Origin of the sequence: Pseudoalteromonas sp. TB41, from assembly GCF_000497975.1 — a bacterium.
GTDB lineage: Bacteria > Pseudomonadota > Gammaproteobacteria > Enterobacterales > Alteromonadaceae > Pseudoalteromonas > Pseudoalteromonas tetraodonis.
Genome location: NZ_AUTH01000026.1, coordinates 13,735 through 31,664, shown reverse-complemented (window position 1 = coordinate 31,664; position 17,930 = coordinate 13,735). Strand labels below are relative to the sequence as shown.

13 protein-coding genes are annotated in these 17,930 nt (G+C 41.8%); 2 read left to right on the top strand and 11 right to left on the bottom strand.

What is annotated here, in order from left to right; translation table 11 throughout:
• Positions 1–278: 278 nt before the first annotated feature.
• The 8 genes from L641_RS0104300 to L641_RS0104260 form a co-directional block, all read right to left on the bottom strand.
• Positions 279–1,019 carry a LytTR family DNA-binding domain-containing protein gene (locus tag L641_RS0104300; RefSeq protein ID WP_024601233.1) on the bottom strand — a complete coding sequence of 247 codons (741 nt, stop codon included), beginning with the start codon at positions 1,017–1,019 and terminating at the stop codon, positions 279–281.
• Positions 1,016–2,029 carry a histidine kinase gene (locus tag L641_RS0104295; RefSeq protein ID WP_024601232.1) on the bottom strand — a complete coding sequence of 338 codons (1,014 nt, stop codon included), beginning with the start codon at positions 2,027–2,029 and terminating at the stop codon, positions 1,016–1,018. The genes L641_RS0104300 and L641_RS0104295 overlap by 4 nt, the downstream gene beginning before the upstream one ends.
• Positions 2,030–2,045: 16 nt before the next feature.
• Positions 2,046–2,783, bottom strand: coding sequence for a hypothetical protein (locus L641_RS0104290; protein ID WP_024601231.1), 738 nt, complete (start codon positions 2,781–2,783; stop codon positions 2,046–2,048).
• A 429-nt stretch (positions 2,784–3,212) separates the two neighbouring features.
• A complete protein-coding gene (locus L641_RS0104285) occupies positions 3,213–3,521 on the bottom strand; it encodes a hypothetical protein (RefSeq protein WP_024601230.1) in 309 nt (102 codons plus the stop codon).
• A gap of 1,390 nt (positions 3,522–4,911) precedes the next feature.
• Complete coding sequence (gcvP, locus tag L641_RS0104275; protein WP_024601228.1) at positions 4,912–7,803, bottom strand: aminomethyl-transferring glycine dehydrogenase; 2,892 nt, start codon at positions 7,801–7,803, stop codon at positions 4,912–4,914.
• A 151-nt stretch (positions 7,804–7,954) separates the two neighbouring features.
• On the bottom strand, positions 7,955–8,344 hold the full coding sequence (gcvH, locus tag L641_RS0104270) for a glycine cleavage system protein GcvH (protein WP_013464091.1): 390 nt from the start codon (positions 8,342–8,344) through the stop codon (positions 7,955–7,957).
• Positions 8,345–8,421: 77 nt separating this feature from the next.
• Positions 8,422–9,504: a glycine cleavage system aminomethyltransferase GcvT gene (gene gcvT, locus L641_RS0104265; protein ID WP_024601227.1), complete on the bottom strand. Its 1,083-nt coding sequence runs from the start codon at positions 9,502–9,504 to the stop codon at positions 8,422–8,424.
• A 136-nt stretch (positions 9,505–9,640) separates the two neighbouring features.
• A complete protein-coding gene (locus L641_RS0104260) occupies positions 9,641–10,231 on the bottom strand; it encodes a hypothetical protein (RefSeq protein WP_024601226.1) in 591 nt (196 codons plus the stop codon).
• A 126-nt stretch (positions 10,232–10,357) separates the two neighbouring features.
• Between L641_RS0104260 and L641_RS0104255 the strand changes: the two genes are divergently transcribed.
• Positions 10,358–11,215, top strand: a complete 858-nt coding sequence (locus tag L641_RS0104255; protein ID WP_024601225.1) for a LysR family transcriptional regulator — start codon at positions 10,358–10,360, stop codon at positions 11,213–11,215.
• A 244-nt stretch (positions 11,216–11,459) separates the two neighbouring features.
• A complete protein-coding gene (locus tag L641_RS0104250) occupies positions 11,460–13,616 on the top strand; it encodes a TonB-dependent receptor (RefSeq protein ID WP_024601224.1) in 2,157 nt (718 codons plus the stop codon).
• A gap of 84 nt (positions 13,617–13,700) precedes the next feature.
• On the opposite strand, the gene rlmB is transcribed toward L641_RS0104250, so the two are convergent.
• From rlmB to L641_RS0104235, 3 genes are all read right to left on the bottom strand, one after another.
• On the bottom strand, positions 13,701–14,444 hold the full coding sequence (gene rlmB / locus L641_RS0104245) for a 23S rRNA (guanosine(2251)-2'-O)-methyltransferase RlmB (RefSeq protein WP_008112440.1): 744 nt from the start codon (positions 14,442–14,444) through the stop codon (positions 13,701–13,703).
• Entirely contained in the window at positions 14,441–16,900 is a 2,460-nt protein-coding gene (rnr, locus tag L641_RS0104240) for a ribonuclease R (RefSeq protein ID WP_024601223.1), read from the bottom strand. The genes rlmB and rnr overlap by 4 nt, the downstream gene beginning before the upstream one ends.
• 208 nt (positions 16,901–17,108) lie before the next feature.
• Complete coding sequence (locus L641_RS0104235; RefSeq protein WP_024601222.1) at positions 17,109–17,843, bottom strand: enoyl-CoA hydratase/isomerase family protein; 735 nt, start codon at positions 17,841–17,843, stop codon at positions 17,109–17,111.
• Positions 17,844–17,930: the final 87 nt, after the last annotated feature.

Below are 17,930 nucleotides of genomic sequence, written 5' to 3'. Positions count from 1 at the left end.
GCTGAAAATCATACTGACACTAAACGATGACAGAGGCGATAACCAAAGGCTCAAATTTATAGGGCGTTCTCTACCCAAGCCATAGCGCGTATTCTCACCAATCGAGGCCATTACTAGGTCCATAGCCATATTTAAATTGGTTTAAAAAGTAACAACACTTGGTTTTTTGAATAAAAACATCAAGAAAACACAGCAGCCTGCTTGAATGGAAGTTTCTAATGGGTGACCCCTTTGATTCTCAAGGTAGCAAGTAAAACCATTACCTCGATTATAGCTATTTAGGTAGCTAACCACTTTCTAAAGTCACTTGTACGTGTTTTGCTGGTGATTAGTGGCTCACTCATATGTTGCAAGTTAACTGCTAATGTCTCTTTAGCATAGCTTTCAAATGAAAGTACATAATTAATATTCACTATTTCACTGCGGTTAACTCTAAAAAAGCGACTTGGGTCGAGCTGAGCTTCTAGCTCGGTCATTGAGTTGCCCGTAAGCAAATGGTGCTTGCCATGATTATCATAGGCTGACAATACGCCCGAAGTGGCGCGAATGCAGACCACATCTTCTGTTTTGAGAATATCGACCACCTGACCTTTTTTTAAAAAGAAGCGACTTTTATAGCGTTTAGTTGCTACTGCATTAGGCTTGATAGTATTGACGAGATTGCGTCTCAGCTGCTCATAATTACTCATAGCACTAACAAAACGCTTGTAGGTAAATGGTTTAAGTAAATATGCTACGCCCTGATTATCAAATGCTTGCGTCCAAAACTCATTGTAAGAGGTGGTAAAAATAATAGGGCATGGTAAGTCAACTTCGTCAAAGGCACTAAATACTTCCCCATCCAACAGTTCTATATCTGAAAAGATTAAATCTACCTCAGGATCGTTCTGTAAATAGTCAATTACCTCTGCCACCTGAGTGAGTACTTTAATCACCTCACATTCTGCTGAATACCGTGTAATATAACCACTTAATTTTTGTGCCGCTAATGGCTCATCCTCAATTATAACAACTTTCATAACGCCACTTCTGATGTCATTGGTACAGTGAGTACAAACGCTGATTCGTTCTTCTCTATGTGAGACTGCCTATTAAAAACCGCCTGACACTGAGCTTGCAAATGCGTTAATCCAAGCCCTGTTGACGTGGGTTTATATTCTTTTTCGTTTAAATTATTGGTTACCACAATGTCATCTACTTCTACGTTTATGTGAATATCGAGGGGGTTATCAACCGTGGCACCATTATGCTTAACCGCGTTTTCAATTGCCAATTGTAGCGAACATGGGATCACATAACGGTTTGCTAAAAGCGCGTTATCCACATTTATACGCAACCTATAAAGGCCATTAAATCGCGTTTCAATCAAAGCCATGTAATCTTTAATAAACACCAGCTCTTTAGCCAGAGGTACTAAGTTTTTTGACTTGTTTTCTAATATATAGCGGTAGATGTTGCTAAAAGTCTCTAAGTACTCTTCGGCTTCTTCAGGGCTCTTTAATATCAACGCCGATAACACATTCAAATTATTAAATAAAAAGTGTGGATCAATATGTTGCTGTAAGGTTTTTACTTGGCTATCTAACAAAGCCTTTTCTTTATTTGCCAAAGCTGCTTGTTGCGCCTGCAAACGGGTAACCAATTCGAATGCGATACTGTACGCAGCGACTAACATGTGTAACAACGAACTCATGCCAAAAGTAGCAATAACATGCATAGAGTCAACTTTTTGAATACCGATCAGACTCTCTAAATACGTAATAAATACCGAAATGCATAAGGTAAATACCACATTACTCACGATGAACACCTTAGAGATGTAACTCACCAGTGACTGCTGTTTCTGCTTTAGTGTTCGGTATACCTTGAGTGTTAACCACTGCGCTATCACACACTGTAAAAACATCCAAACCGGCGCGTCAAAGTGAATAGTTAACGACTCACCTACAGGGGTGCTCAATAGCGCTGCGTACAATACGATTAAAAATGAAAATATAAATAAAACTAGGTAGTTAACACTCTTAGGCATAATATATTTCCTTTTTTTATTCTGCTATTGAATCAGGTAGGCTCATAATAACCTTTCCACTCTTATCTAGAAACTCTAGCTTGGCTTCACCCGCTTTGGTCACCACCATTTGAATACGCTTCTGACCGTTAGCATCATTCAGTTGCAAGCGTGAATCACCATTTAGTGTGCCATAAAAGGCTCTTCGTGCGCCAAGTAGTTTATTATCTGTTAGATATTTTTCAATCTCTTGCATCGTTTCAATGTCTTCTCTCTTTTGGGCTTCGAGGTAGCGATTGGTCATTTCAAAATCTAAGTCTGTGTTTGGTCTGTCCATGACTGTCAAACCACTGATCATGTAATTTTCCATCTCGATGTGTTGCATCATCAAGGTTTGGTCTTGGTTATAACGGTCGAACGACATATGTAAGCCATGATTCACTTTATCGTTTACCTTTTGCCCTCTAAAAATAAGCCCGCCGTTTTCAGTGCCTTCGTCGTTATAAAAGATCATCCCTGGTCGAGGGCTATCAGACTTGAACACTTCTTTGCCATTTTTAACACCTCCGGGTGACTTATCAGAATTAGCCAATACCATACGGTTTAAACCGTTCTTCTCTACAATATTGATGCGCTCAACACTGATCTCTTCAAACTCAGTGGCTTTAGGTTGAAAAAAGCCAACATAACTGGCAAGCGCTACCATTGTTACTGTTAAACCAAGGTTGATACGTTTTTGTGTTTTAAGCTGGTTATCTAGCTGTGTATTATTCATTGTTTTACCTATCTTGTGTTGTTTTTTTATTAGAATAGCCAGATAGGTTTATCGGTAATACGCAAAAACTATAAGCAGCGGAAGCTTTCAAATAAGAGGGGGATAAATAGCAACAAAGTAAAACAATGGCGATAAATACACATAGTTACTCATCAGTTCAACTGGACTGACATTGGTACTAAACGATGACTGAGGCAAAAGCCAAGGGCCTTAATTAAAGTGATCTAATTCTCATAGCCCTCTTTATCCAAGCAATTGTGCATATTCACGACAATCGATGTCATTGCTGGATGCGTAGTCATATTAAAATAGAGTTAAACAGAAAGAACACTTGGTTTTTGAATAAAAAGATCAAGAAAACACAGCTGCCTGCTTGACCGGAACTTTCTAATGGGTGAGCCCTTTGGTCTTTCTATGGACTATATACAATTAAAAAATGCTATTAGCCGTTACGGATATAACTGTATTAATAACAATACTGACTATATAAGCCCCTATAAAAAATATAGCGAATGCTGAAACGGCCCCACCTCCTGTATATCCGGCCTTAGCTTTTTCTACCATTAAAACATAGATGCTCAGCCCTATACTCACCTTAAACCATAGCCAGTAGTCATTACTAAATAACGGTATTGCTGCAAAAGCAAAGATCGGTACTAGTATTTTACCTTCTTCGTTTTTGTGTAAAAAATAAAAAGCTAAAATAGCAATATATAAAAATGGCGTTACATCATTCATATAAACAACTTCCTTGTAAATATAAAATTAAAATAAATAAATTTTAACTATTGTACTTATTCATCAGTACTAAGCACTTAATAAATAGAGTTTAAAATAAGAACACTTGGTTTTTGAATAAAAAGATCAAGGAAACACAGCTGTCTGCTTGACCGGAACTTTCTAATGGGTGCCCCCTATTCGATTGGAAAATATAATTTTGTAATAATTCGAAGGATCAAGTTTTACTTCTTACCTAGACCAATTATTAATCATTAATCTCACGTTTAACCCCCTCCCCCGTCATCACGCCCTGAAAATAAGCAATTGATGAGTAATATCGCGCATGGATGCGCGGTAAGGCGAAACTAGGCCATGGATGGCCTATCTTCGCCGTTTACGTTCACATCAATTGTGTTTTGAAGGAAATAGCGTGATACTCGGGTGCGCTGAGAGTGTCCAGAGAGGGACCAGCGGCAGCCCCTCTTTGGCTGCCGTCGCCAGCGCGACAAAACCTTGAATAAGGTTTCTATTTCTAGAAGTGCTAAACATATTCGCGTTATCTGTAATAGTAATTCCAAGCACCTATTCAAATACTTATTCGGGCTATCGCCCGCACGTCAGCAAGCTAAACGCCTACAAGAAATAACACATACTCTTGGCTTTAGAGCGAGTAAGTATATTTGGGATTTGTTGGGTTTCGTTTCACTCTTCCCAACCTAGAGGAAATACAGAGGGTCAGGTCTTGTTTCTTGCCAAGACCAAACACCAATCTCACGTTTAACCCCCTCCCCCGTCATCACGCCCTGAAAATAAGCAATTGATGAGTAATGTCGCGCATGGATGCGCGATAAGGCGAAACTAGGCCATGGATGGCCTATCTTCGCCGTTTACGTTCACATCAATTAATTATTTGAAGGAAACAGCGTGATGTTCGGGGCGCCGTGGGGTTCCAAGGGGAGGTCGGCGGTAGCCGCCCCTTGGTTGCCGCCAGCAATCTGGCAAGAAACCTTGAATAAGGTTTCTAATTTAGGTCACGGATTTATCCAAGCAAAAGTTAGCAACTTGCAAAAAAAACAATCAGCCAAGTTGATACAACTTTTTGGGCTAAAGCCCAACCTACAAACCACGCACGCCAGCAAGCTCAGCGCCTACGGTGATACCTATTATTCCTGTGTTAAATCACACATGCCTAAAGAGCGACCTACATACAATGCATATTTACGTGCTTGGGAGATGGTAATGATATTGGAGAATCGTTGGGTTTCGTTTCACTCAACCCAACCTACATAAGTATTTGAAATGGTTTTTCACCACGCACAAAAAAGCCGCTGCATTGCTGCAACGGCTTTTATAATTTCGATAAATCCCCACTCTACAGTGGAACTTACTACCCATTAAAGTTCAAAAATTAGTCGCGGTATGTCTCAATCGGAGGACATGCACATACTAAATTACGGTCGCCGTATACGTCATCGATACGCGTAACCGTTGGCCAGAACTTATCTTTAGCAACTGCTGGTACTGGGAATGCAGCGTAAAAACGGTCATACGCTCGGTCCCATTCATTACCTAACACATCAGCTTGTGTGTGTGGTGCAAATACCAGTGGGTTGTTTTCGATAGACCATTCACCTGAAATGATTTTATCAATTTCACCTTTAATCGATACCATCGCTTCGATAAAGCGGTCAATCTCGCCCTTAGACTCAGATTCTGTTGGCTCAATCATTAATGTGCCCGCTACTGGGAACGACATCGTTGGTGAGTGGAAACCGTAATCTTGTAAGCGCTTAGCAACGTCCATTTCAGTAATGCCTGAGGCTTCTTTTAATGGTCGTAGGTCAATAATACATTCGTGAGCAACGCGATTATTACGGCCACGGTATAAAATTGGGAAGTGCTTGCTAAGCTCATTGCTTAGGTAGTTAGCATTTACAATCGCCATTTCTGTCGCTTGTTTTAAGCCTTCAGAGCCCATCATAGCAATGTAAGCCCATGAAATAGGTAAAATAGCTGCAGAGCCGTAAGGCGCTGCCGATACTGCACCATTTCCTTCATTAGTACCTGGTACGTTAATTACGCTGTGGTTTGGCATAAATGGCGCAAGGTGCGATTTAACACCAATTGGGCCAACACCTGGGCCACCGCCGCCGTGTGGAATACAGAAGGTTTTGTGTAAGTTTAAGTGCGATACGTCTGAGCCAATAAAGCCTGGGCTAGTAACACCTACTTGCGCGTTCATGTTTGCGCCATCCATGTAAACTTGGCCACCATGCTGGTGAACAATTTCACATAACTCACGAATCGTTTCTTCGTATACACCGTGGGTAGATGGGTACGTTACCATGGCACATGATAGGTTTTCAGACACCTCAGCAGCTTTTGCTTTTAAGTCTTCCATGTCGATGTTACCGTGTTTATCACAGTTAACAACCACAATTTTCATGCTCGCCATTTGTGCCGACGCTGGATTAGTACCGTGCGCAGAGCTTGGAATTAAACATACATTACGGTGCGCATCCCCTCGTGACTCGTGGTATTTACGAATGGCGATTAGGCCTGCGTATTCACCTTGTGCACCTGAGTTTGGTTGCAGTGAAACCGCGTCGTAACCGGTAATGTTAACTAGCCAATCGTGTAGCTCGTTAATCATTATTTGGTAACCTTCTGCTTGGTCTAGCGGGCAGAATGGGTGAAGGTTTGCAAATTCAGGCCAGGTAATTGGGATCATTTCAGCGGTCGCGTTTAGTTTCATGGTACATGAACCTAACGAGATCATAGAATGATTAAGCGCTAAATCTTTGTTTTCAAGGCGCTTAATATAGCGAAGCATGTCTGTTTCGCTGTGATAGCTGTTAAAGTTTGGATGCGTTAGAATTTCATCATCACGCACTAGGCTTGCAGGAATAGAGTCGCTGCCATTTGCTTCAACATCCGCGGCAATTGCATCTACGCTTAGGCCGTGGCCTTCGCCTAAAATAATATCAAATAACTCGGCAACGTCTGCACGTGTTGTGGTTTCTGATACTGAAATTGAGTATTCACCTGCATGGTTAGCAGCAAAGTTAACGCCTTTAGCCACAGCACGCGCAATCACGTCGGCTTTATTTTCATCAACTACTGTTAATGTGTCAAACCAAGTAGTGTGCTTAAGTGCCACACCTTTTGCTTTTAAGCCAGTTGCTAAAATATCAGCAAAACGGTGAATGCGTTGTGCAATGGTTTTTAAGCCTTGCGGGCCATGGTATACCGCGTAAAACGCCGCCATGTTCGCTAGTAATACTTGCGCAGTACAAATGTTTGAATTGGCTTTGTCGCGGCGAATGTGTTGCTCACGGGTTTGCATTGCCATACGTAATGCATCGTTACCTAAACGGTCTTTTGATACACCAATAATACGACCTGGTAATGAACGTTTGTACGCATCACGTGTTGCAAAAAATGCAGCATGAGGGCCGCCGTAACCCATTGGTACACCAAAACGTTGTGCTGAACCCAGTACTACGTCGGCGCCTAATTTACCTGGTGCTTTTAATAGTAGTAAGCTCATGATGTCGGCTGCCACACAGGCAATCGCTTTTTTGCTTTGTACGCCAGCAATTAGGTCAGTTATATCAACAATTTCGCCTGATGTTGACGGGTATTGAAATAACGCACCAAAAATGTCGTGGTTCACGGCATCAGCGGCTTTACCTACAATAATTTCAAAACCAAATTGCTCTGCTCGGGTGCTCACTACGTCAATGGTTTGCGTGTGTACGTCGTCGGCAATAAAGAACGCATTGGCTTTTTTAGCTTTAGATACACGTTTTGCAAGGCCCATTGCCTCGGCTGCAGCAGTTGATTCGTCAAGCAGTGAAGCACTTGCTAGATCTAGGCCGGTAATGTCTAAGGTCATAGTCTGGAAATTTAATAGTGACTCTAAACGCCCTTGTGCAATCTCTGGCTGATACGGTGTGTACGCTGTGTACCAACCAGGGTTTTCAAGTACGTTACGTAAAATTACGTGCGGTACGTGAGTTGGGTGGTAGCCTTGGCCAATATACGATTTGAAAACTTTATTTTTGCTTGCTACTGATTTTAAGTAGCTTAGTGTTTCAACTTCGGTACGGCTTTCGCCGATATTAAGACCTTGCTCAAGACGAATACCAGCAGGTACAGTTTGACCGATCAGCTCTTCAACGCTCGATACTTCAAGAGCGCTAAGCATGTCGTTTACTTGCGCTGGGCTTGGCCCAATATGGCGGCGAATAAAATCTTGCTTTTGCTCTAATTTTTCAAGAGATTTGGCGTTTGACATGTGTCCAGATTCCTATGATCCTAAATACTAATGGGTAACTAGTATTGATTAAAATATGTGATGATTTGGCAACTTACTGAGTATGGTAATAAGCTGTAAAATCATAAAAGCCCCAATGTTTTAAACAGAGGGGCTTTTAACTAATTAACGATTACTCTTCGTCAATAGTGTGTGCGTAGCCTTCTGCGTCGAGCAAGTTATCAACTTCAGATTCGTCAGATGCTTTAATGCGGAATAACCAACCGTCGCCGTAAGCGTCGTTGTTTACTGTTTCTGGAGAATCTTCTAGCTCTTCGTTAATAGCAACAACTTCACCGCTAATTGGTGCGTAAATGTCTGATGCTGCCTTTACTGACTCAGCTACTGCACAGTCTTCGCCTGCATCGACTACGTCGCCAACTTCTGGTAATTCAACAAATACCATGTCGCCAAGCAGCTCTTGGGCGTGCTCAGAAATACCAACAGTGTAAGTGCCGTCGCCTTCATTACGAACCCACTCGTGTGAAGGTGCGTATTTTAACTCGCTAGGGATATTGCTCATTTTGTTTCATCCTTTGGTTTAGATTGGGAGAATACCAATAAATGAGGGTGACCTATTTACTGGTATAACCAAATTATTTAGATTATTGATTTACCGTTACGTACAAAGCCCGATTTAACTACTTTTACGTTAACTAATTTTTTACGCATTTCTACTTGAGCTGTGTCGCCGGTTGAACGTGGCACACGTGCTAATGCAACACTATAGCCCAATGTTGGTGAGAATGTGCCAGATGTAATAACACCTTCGCCACCATCAACAATTACTTTAGAACCACTGCGTAGTACGCCTTTTTCTTCAAGAATAAGACCTACTTGCTTGTGAGTACTTTTTTCTGCACGTTGTTTTACCAAAACATCACGACCAATAAAGTCACGATCTTCTGGTTCCCATGCAATAGTCCATGCCATGTTAGCTGCCAGTGGTGATACGCTTTCGTCCATATCTAGGCCGTAAAGGTTCATACCTGCTTCTAAACGTAGTGTGTCGCGCGCGCCTAAGCCCGCAGGCGCTACACCGGCATCAAGCAATTGCTGCCATAAATCGGCTGCTTGCTCGTTTGGTACTACAATTTCGTAACCGTCTTCGCCAGTATAACCTGTTGTAGCAATAAATAAATCACCGGCTTGAACACCAAAAAATGGCTTCATGCCTTCAACTGCAGCTTGCTGGTCTGCGTTTAAAACCTGGGCAGTTTTAGCGCGTGCATTAGGGCCTTGAACCGCAATCATGGCGAATTCTGGGCGCTCAGTAACCGTTACTGCAAAATCGCTCGATACCTTAGCTAAATGTGCTAGGTCTTTTTCACGGGTCGCTGAGTTAACCACTAAGCGATAAAATGTTTCGCTAAAGTAGTAAATAATTAAGTCGTCAATTACACCACCTTGCTCGTTAAGCATGCCGGTGTAAAGCGCTTTGCCAGGTACTGTTAATTTAGCAACGTCGTTAGCCACAAGCTTGCGTAAAAATGCTTGTGCTTGCTCACCTTGTATATCAACAATGGTCATGTGCGATACGTCGAACATGCCTGCATCGTTACGTACGGCGTTGTGTTCTTCTATTTGTGAACCGTAGTTAATTGGCATTTCCCAGCCATGAAAATCAACCATTTTTGCGCCGGCTTCAATGTGCTTTGCATGTAATACTGTTTTAGAAGTCATAATATTCCTTCACTTTTAAATTAACCCATGTGTGTGGGCGTGGCCTCAATTGAATGAGGGGGAATAACATGGTAGCCATTAATACGCCTACCAAATTGTAATCTTTAACAAAAATATGTTTAACGAATTAAACAGCTTAGGTGTTCGTAACACTAAAGCCTTGTTGCTGCATATACTGTTGCCACTTATCAAGCGTAGGCGTTTTAGCAATCACTATAAACTGCTGCTCGTTGTTTTTATCTACCGCGGTAACAAACACTTCGCCACTTTGCGCGCCATAACAAAGCTGCGCATCAGCAAGGCGTAAGCCAGGGGTTAATTTAAACGCATCAACTAAGGTATCAAAGGCGTTGCTACCGGTTAAGGAAAAGGTTGCTAAATCGGTGCGTACCACAAAGTCGATATCGTACCTAAGTTGTTGTTCGTTAATGAGTGCTTGTAATTGCAAGCTGGCACTTACTGGGAGTACAAATCGAAAGGCGGTTTCGCTAAAGTAGTAAACGGCGTAGCTAAAATCAGAATTTAAATCGCCATCCAATGTGCCTTTAAAACCAAAGCCACTGGCGGTTAGTTTGGTGAGGTCATGACCTAAAATAGCACTTAAAAATACCGATGCTTCACTGCCGCTAAAATCAATAACAACATGGCTGTTATTAGCTTGTAAGGCATTAATAACCGCGCTGTTAGCGTTGCTATGGCGGGCAAACATTATCGGGTTAAAAGTCATAACAAATACCTATCTATCTTTAATAGCAAAAGTATATTGCGCAAGGCTTACAACAACAAATTGTAATTACTTATCAATTGATAAATAATACTTATATATATAGCCATATAAATAGTAATTTTAAATATGAAAAACATTTCAACCGACAGTTTACGCACATTTGTTATGGTGGTTGAGGTAGGTGGATTTGCCAAAGCAGGCGATTTACTTGGCCTTTCGCAACCAGCGGTAAGCTTACAAGTAAAACGTTTAGAAGACTTATTAGGCTATAAATTATTTAAAAAGCAGGGACAACGCCAAGTACTTAATCAATATGGTGAACTGTTACTGCCTATGGCAAAACAAATGGTGCAACATAACGATGCCATTTTACAGTTATTCACCTCAGAAAGTGTCACTGGTAAAGTGCGCTTAGGGATCCCAAGCGAATTTGCAGCACGTATTTTACCCTCTATTATTGGCGACTTTGTGGCGCTCTACCCTGATGTATCGTTAGAAGTGAAGTCACGTTTGAGTAAACATTTACTTTCGGATGAGCGCCAAGATCAATTTGATTTAGTACTGGCGCTAAATGAGCAGCTTGACTCAGAAAAGTTCCCTATTTTTATTCAAGACCAATTAGTGTGGGTTGGCGATCTTTCAATGGCGCAAAATGAAACCGTTACCTTAGTAACAGCACCTGAAGGCTGTATTTATCGCCGCAGAGCAACCCAAGCGCTTGAAAAAGCAGGTATTAAATACCGTATTGTTTACAGCAACGCCGATTTAACCGGTTTAATTGCGGCATTAAAAGAAGGTTTAGGTATTACTGTATTGGCAAGAAGTACGGTGCCGAACGATTTAACCTATCAATTACACACTAAAAATTTACCTGCGCTCGGTAGCATTGGCATTAGTTTAGTTAAAACTGCCCGCGAACCTGAAAACGCCGTGTTTAAACTCGCTGAGTTTATTAAGCTGCGCTTAGGTTACCCCACTGCTTAAATAACCTGAACTCTGGATAATAAATCTATCTCAAGCAGCGTTCAGGTCAAATTAACCGCCACCAGCCAATACATTATCCCTGTTTTTATAAAACAAAAATAAACACCTAGTTAAAAATGTTATAAAAACAGCCTATTTTTACGACAAATGTAAATGATAGTAAAACTTAATAATATTGATTCTCATTCGTTAACATGTTTAAATTACGCCAATTTCAGTAGTTGAACTATTTTTAGGGTAATCAATGTCACATAAATTTTTAGTTTCTTCGTTAACTGCAGCTGTTGCGCTGTCTTTGAGCACAACAGCAATGGCAAAAGATGCCGACAAAGTTGAGCGTAACTTTGAACAAATTACCGTTATTGGCTCACAAGCCGCTATTAACGATATTCCAGGATCTGCTACGTTTATTTCAGATGCAGAATTGCAAAAATTCGAATTTACCGATATTTCTCGCGTATTAGCATCTGTACCAGGTGTATACGTTCAAGAAGAAGATGGCTACGGCCTGCGCCCTAATATTGGTATGCGCGGGACAGGTACTGGCCGTAACGACAAAATTTCTGTGATGGAAGACGGCGTACTTGTTGCTCCGGCTCCTTACTCTGCGCCATCGGCTTACTACTTCCCTACTATGGGTCGTATGGAGTCAATTGAAGTGCTAAAAGGCGCTGCCTCTGTTAAATACGGCCCGCGTACAACCGGTGGTGTACTAAACTTACTTTCTCGCAGCCTGCCAACTGAGCCAAATAGCTCAACAGGCATGCTAGATGCAGCCCTTGGTAGCGATGGTTACTACAAAGGTCACGCTTACTTCGCAAAAGAAAAAAACAACACTGCAGGCTTAATTGAAGTGTTTTCTTACGGCGCTGATGGCTTTAAAGAATTGCCAGTAGGTGATGACAACACTGGTTTTGAAAAAAACGACGTATTGGTAAAGTTTGGCCATACCTTTGGTGAAAACGATGCCCACAACATTGAGTTTAAAGCTAAGTACTCTGAAGAAACATCAGACGAAACGTACATGGGCTTAACTGATACCGATTACCAAGAAAACCCTAACCGTCGTTACGCTGCATCGCAAAACGATGAGATGAACACTCGTCATAATGCATACCAAGTAAACTATGCATATCGCTTTGGTGAAGGTTATGAAGTTTTAGCAACCGCTTATCTAAATGACTTCCACCGTAACTGGTACAAAGCTAGTAAAGTAAGCGAAAGCTACCTTGAGCAATATAGTGAATTTGAAGCAAACCCAACGGCTGAGGGTATCGAAAACATCGGTGTTAAAGCTAATAACCGCGACTACCAAGCTAAAGGTGTGCAATCTGAATTACACATTCCAGCGGGCGATCACTACATTACGGTTGGCGTACGCTACCACGAAGACGAAATGGATCGTTTCCAGTGGGAAGACAAATACACGCTTAATCAAGATTTAAGCATGACTCTTACCTCACAAGGCGCTCCAGGCTCTAACAGCAACCGTTTAGACAGTGCAAAAGCAAGCACGCTATTTATTCAAGACGAATGGACAATGGATGCATTAGTAGTGAGTGCTGGTCTTCGTTATGAAGACATAACTATTACCCGTGAAGAGTGGGCTAAGTCAGATCCAACCCGTAGCCTAGGCTTAACAAAAGATATCTCTAACGATACTGAAATTTTAGTACCGTCTTTAGGTGCTACTTACACACTTAACGACAATGTTACGTTACTTGCTGGTATTCAAAAAGGTTACGCCCCTGCAGCACCGGGTAATGCCGACCAAGACGAAGAAGAAAGCGTCAACATCGAGTTTGGCTCTCGTTTTAATGCGGGCGGTTTTAATGGTGAAGTAATTGCGTTTTACTCTGATTACGACAACATGCACGGTAACTGTACTGCTGCGGTAGGTTGTAGCGATGACAACATTGGTGACCAATACAACTACGGTGAAGTAGAAGTATCGGGCTTTGAATTTAGCGCTGGTCGTACGTTTAATACTGCATCAGTTGCGTTCCCAGTTAAACTAACTTACACCTACACAGATTCAGAATTTAAAAACACGTTTGATTCAGAAATTTGGGGCTCAGTAGAAAAAGGCGATGCGATGCCTTACGTACCAGAGAACCAAGTTGCTTTATCATTTGGTGCAGAATTTAATGCCTTTGTGATTAACAGCCAAATGCGTTACGTGTCGGATGCACATGCTGACCTTTCTGACTCAGGCTTAAATGCGATTGATAGCCGTGTAGTATGGGATTTAGCAGCTAAGTACTTAATTGATGAAAATCAAAAAGTATACCTAAGCGTTGATAACCTGTTTGATAAAACCTACATTGCTAACCGTGCAAATGGCGGTATTCAACCTGGTAAGCCACGTTCAGTACAAATGGGTTACTCTTACAGCTTTTAATAAAGCGATAACTTAAAAGTACAAAAAAGCCGAGGTTGATTAAATCAATCTCGGCTTTTTAATACCTATGCAATTAGCTTAGGATTAATTTGTTTCTGCGCGCTGGCGTAACACTTCAAATAAACAAATGCCGGTTGCTACCGATACATTTAAACTTGAAACCGTGCCTGCCATTGGGATTTTAACGAGCACATCACAATGCTCACGCGTTAAGCGGCGCATGCCCTCACCTTCAGCACCCATCACAATCGCCATTGGGCCTGTTAAGCTGGCATCAAATACATGTGTGTCGGTTTCACCGGCTGTGCCTACAACCCATACACCTGCGTCTTTTATTTCACGTAATGTACGTGCAAGGTTAGTAACCTGAATAAGCGGTACTGTTTCAGCTGCGCCACAGGCCACTTTACGTGCCGTGCCATTAAGCTTTGCTGACTTGTCTTTAGGAACTATCACGGCATGAACACCGGCAGCATCGGCGCTACGTAAGCAGGCACCTAAATTATGCGGATCGGTAATGCCATCAAGTACCAGTAAAAACGGGGTGTCTTCGCGTTCAATGATCTCATCAAGATCTTTTTCGTTAAACACACGTGCCGCTTTCACGTTGGCGATAATGCCTTGATGCTGCTCATCTTTCGCTTTGTTATCAAGCGCTTTTCGTTGCATAAACTGTACTGAAATACCAAACTGACGCGCTTGCTCAATCACCGGCGATAAGCGCTTATCATCACGTCCTTTAAGGGCGTATATTTCTATAAAACGCTCTGGCTCTTTTGCCAAAATTGCTTCAACAGAGTGAAAGCCAAAAATTAATTCATTACTCACGAATTGTTTGCTCCTGGGCTACTACGTTTACGGGCATTTTTACCTGGTCTTTTAGGCTTTTTGACCGCTTTCTTTTTGGTTTTTTTCTTAGCGGTGGTGTCATCCGCTTTTACTTTTGATTTGCTCGCTGATTTGCCTTTTGCAGCAGGCTTTTTACTCGGCTTTGGCTTTTTGTCATCACTTGCTGACTTTTTACCCGGGATTTTACCGGCTTTAAGTTGTGAGCGAACGCTCGCTGGAGCATTTTTTTTAGGTGCACGACGACGCGCATAACGATCTTGGGCAACATCGCCTTTAAGCGTTAAGTTTATACGACGATCATCTAAGCTTACCGAGGCAACCTGCACAGTGACTTTGTCGCCTAAACGATAAACCGTATGTGTGTGCTCACCCACCAAACAATGTTTAGCTGCATCATGCTGGAAATATTCATCACCTAAATTAGTAACATGAATTAATCCATCAATTTGTAAGTCATCTAAACGAATAAATAAACCAAAGTTAGTAACCGATGAAATAACCCCGTTAAACTCCATGCCTACATGATCTTGCATGTATTCACATTTCAACCAATCGGCTACTTCACGGGTGGCATCGTCTGCGCGGCGCTCAGTGGTAGAACACTGCTCACCAAGTTGATCGACTTCATCATCGCTATAAGCGTATTCACCAGAGGTTTGCTGCCCTTGTGCTTTTAATACTGCTTTAATTGCACGATGCACCACTAAATCTGGGTAACGGCGAATTGGCGAGGTAAAGTGCGCATAAGCCGATAATGCTAAACCAAAGTGGCCTATGTTATCTGGCTGATAAACCGCTTGCTTCATTGATCGTAGCAACATGGTTTGAATAAGTTCAGCCTCTGGGCGGTCACCTAAACGAGCCAACACATGGGTAATTTCTTTTGGGGTTGGTTCATCACTTAGCGTGCTTTCAATCCCCAGCTCAGTTAAAAACTGAGTAAAGTTACCCAGCTTTTCGCTATCGGGTTCATCGTGTACTCGATACAGTGCACTGGCTTCGTGTTTTTCCAGTAATTTAGCCGCCGAAACATTGGCTAAAATCATACATTCTTCAATGAGCTTATGCGCATCGTTACGAATAACCGGCACAATTGATTCTATTTTACGCTGTGCGTTAAATACAAAACGAGTTTCGAGTGTTTCAAACTCAATCGCACCACGCTCTTGGCGCGCTGCTTTTAATGCCATGTACATTTGCTGTAAGTCAGTTAAATGTGGCACTACAGCTGCGTATTCTTTACGTAGCTTTTCATCGTTATGTAAAATGGCATTTACTTTGGTGTAAGTTAAACGTGCATGTGAGTTCATCACCGCTTCGTAAAACTTATAACCTGAGAGCTTACCCTCTTGCGATACGGTCATTTCTGCAACCATACACAAACGATCAACCTCAGGGTTAAGCGAGCACAAACCGTTAGATAATACTTTTGGTAGCATTGGAATAACTTGCTCAGGGAAATACACTGAGTTACCGCGCTCTATCGCTTCTTTGTTAAGCGGCGTGTTCATACCTACATAATGTGATACATCGGCAATGGCTACCCATAAGCGCCAGCCACCCGACTTTTTAGGCTCACAGTATACAGCATCATCAAAATCACGAGCGTCTTCGCCATCTATGGTCACAAGCGGTAAGCCGCGTAAATCAACTCGACCTTGTTTATCGGCTTCTTCAACAAATTCACCTAAGTGGGCAACTTGTTGCTCAACCTCTTCAGGCCATACGTGTGGAATATCGTGATTACGCAGCGCAACTTCAATTTCCATACCCGGCGCTAAATGCTCGCCCAGTACGTCGATAACTTTACCTACCGCATTCATATTACGGCTTGGATTTTGGGTTATTTGCACTTGCACCATTTGGTTATGGCGCGCGCCTTTTTCGTTACCCGGTAGAATAATAATGTCTTGGGTAATGCGCGGATCTTCAGCCACAACAACGGCAATACCATGCTCAACAAAATAGCGGCCAACAATAGGCGCTCGCTCATTAGTAAGTACTTTGATGATGCGTGCGTCGCATTTTGAGCCTGAGCCGCGTTTAGTGCCTTTGGCAAGAACGATGTCACCGTGAAGCACCATATTCATTTGATGCTTGGCAATAAACCAATCTTTGCTCTCGCCTTCAACTTCTAAAAAGCCAAAACCGTCTCTGTGACCGACTACTTTGCCTTTGGTTAAACCGGCTTCGTCAATCAGGGCATAACATTTAAATTTATTAAAATACAGCTGCCCATCACGCTCCATGGCGCGAAGTCGGCGCTTAAATGCTATTTGTCGTTCTTCATCGTTGACTGCGAGTTCTTCACATAGTTGTGCGTAGTTAGCAGGTTTGGAACGCTCTTGCAGGTGAGTAAGTATAAACTCACGACTAGGGACTGGGTTTTCGTACTTTTCTTGTTCTCGACTGAGATTTGGATCTTGGTTTGACATTCACTATCTTGTTAGTTGGTTATGTAAGTATTTTAACTCATATACTCGCAATGAGACAGGTAAAAGCCATTAAACTTTTAATAAAGCGTTATTACCTTTTGCATTTTGTGAAAATATAACTAAATAACGCTTAACATGTACTTAATTTAAGAGCTTAAAAGTGAGTAAAATAGAAGTGCTGATGTTTACTCACTTTTATATAAACAGCTTACTTTTGCTGTAGTTTCTTCCACAATAGCGTGCTGATGTGTTCAATAAAAGCCGCATCTTGTGCAGCCATAACATCGAGTATTGGTTTGTTCATTTGGGTTTTGTTTTGAGAGTATATCCAGCGATTTTTATTAAAGCTTTGCGCAAACTCTAACACACCCGTTTGCAAGGCTTGCTCATCAGCAAAGGTGGCCTCTATAACGTTATGTTGTAATAATTTTTGCGCATCAACGCGCTCACCGGTCATGGCTAAGCGGTTAAAAAATTGCGGATTAATCGCTTTATTAATAATCGGAAACATAGACGGTACAAACGGCACTAATACATCGACTTCGGGGAAACAAAAGAAGCCTTTGTCTGATTTCATAAATCTAAAATCACAGGCACACGCCAGTACCGAACCATTACCATAAGTGTGGCCGTTTAGCGCGGCAATAATAGGCATAGGAAAAGTAACAATACGTTTAAACAAGGCACCTATCGAGTTCATAAAATCGGCAATTATTTGTGGTGTGTTGTCAGGGTTTGCCATCCACTGTAAATCAATGCCTAACGACCAACTTTTATCGCTGCTTGAAGTTAACACCACCGCTTTAATATGCTCGTTAGCCTCAATCGTATCTAGGTGTTGATTAAACTCGTTTATAAAGGTTGGATTATGGCGGTTTTCTGCTGTATTCATAGTAAGGATAGCCGTGCTTCCTTGCGTGGTAATTTCTATTAATGCTGTCATTAGACCCTCATTTAGTGCTTGTAGCTGCGCTTTTAGCACTTTTCATTACTTTTATAATTATAAATAGAATAGTAATACGTTGTATGA

Coding starts and splice junctions, on each gene's coding strand:
- L641_RS0104250 (WP_024601224.1), top strand. CDS start 11,460: ATGTCACATAAATTTTTAGTTTCTTCGTTAACTGCAGCTGTTGCGCTG.
- L641_RS0104260 (WP_024601226.1), bottom strand. CDS start 10,231: ATGACTTTTAACCCGATAATGTTTGCCCGCCATAGCAACGCTAACAGC.
- L641_RS0104235 (WP_024601222.1), bottom strand. CDS start 17,843: ATGACAGCATTAATAGAAATTACCACGCAAGGAAGCACGGCTATCCTT.
- L641_RS0104255 (WP_024601225.1), top strand. CDS start 10,358: ATGAAAAACATTTCAACCGACAGTTTACGCACATTTGTTATGGTGGTT.
- L641_RS0104300 (WP_024601233.1), bottom strand. CDS start 1,019: ATGAAAGTTGTTATAATTGAGGATGAGCCATTAGCGGCACAAAAATTA.
- gcvT (WP_024601227.1), bottom strand. CDS start 9,504: ATGACTTCTAAAACAGTATTACATGCAAAGCACATTGAAGCCGGCGCA.
- rnr (WP_024601223.1), bottom strand. CDS start 16,900: ATGTCAAACCAAGATCCAAATCTCAGTCGAGAACAAGAAAAGTACGAA.
- L641_RS0104295 (WP_024601232.1), bottom strand. CDS start 2,029: ATGCCTAAGAGTGTTAACTACCTAGTTTTATTTATATTTTCATTTTTA.
- L641_RS0104290 (WP_024601231.1), bottom strand. CDS start 2,783: ATGAATAATACACAGCTAGATAACCAGCTTAAAACACAAAAACGTATC.
- L641_RS0104285 (WP_024601230.1), bottom strand. CDS start 3,521: ATGAATGATGTAACGCCATTTTTATATATTGCTATTTTAGCTTTTTAT.
- gcvH (WP_013464091.1), bottom strand. CDS start 8,344: ATGAGCAATATCCCTAGCGAGTTAAAATACGCACCTTCACACGAGTGG.
- gcvP (WP_024601228.1), bottom strand. CDS start 7,803: ATGTCAAACGCCAAATCTCTTGAAAAATTAGAGCAAAAGCAAGATTTT.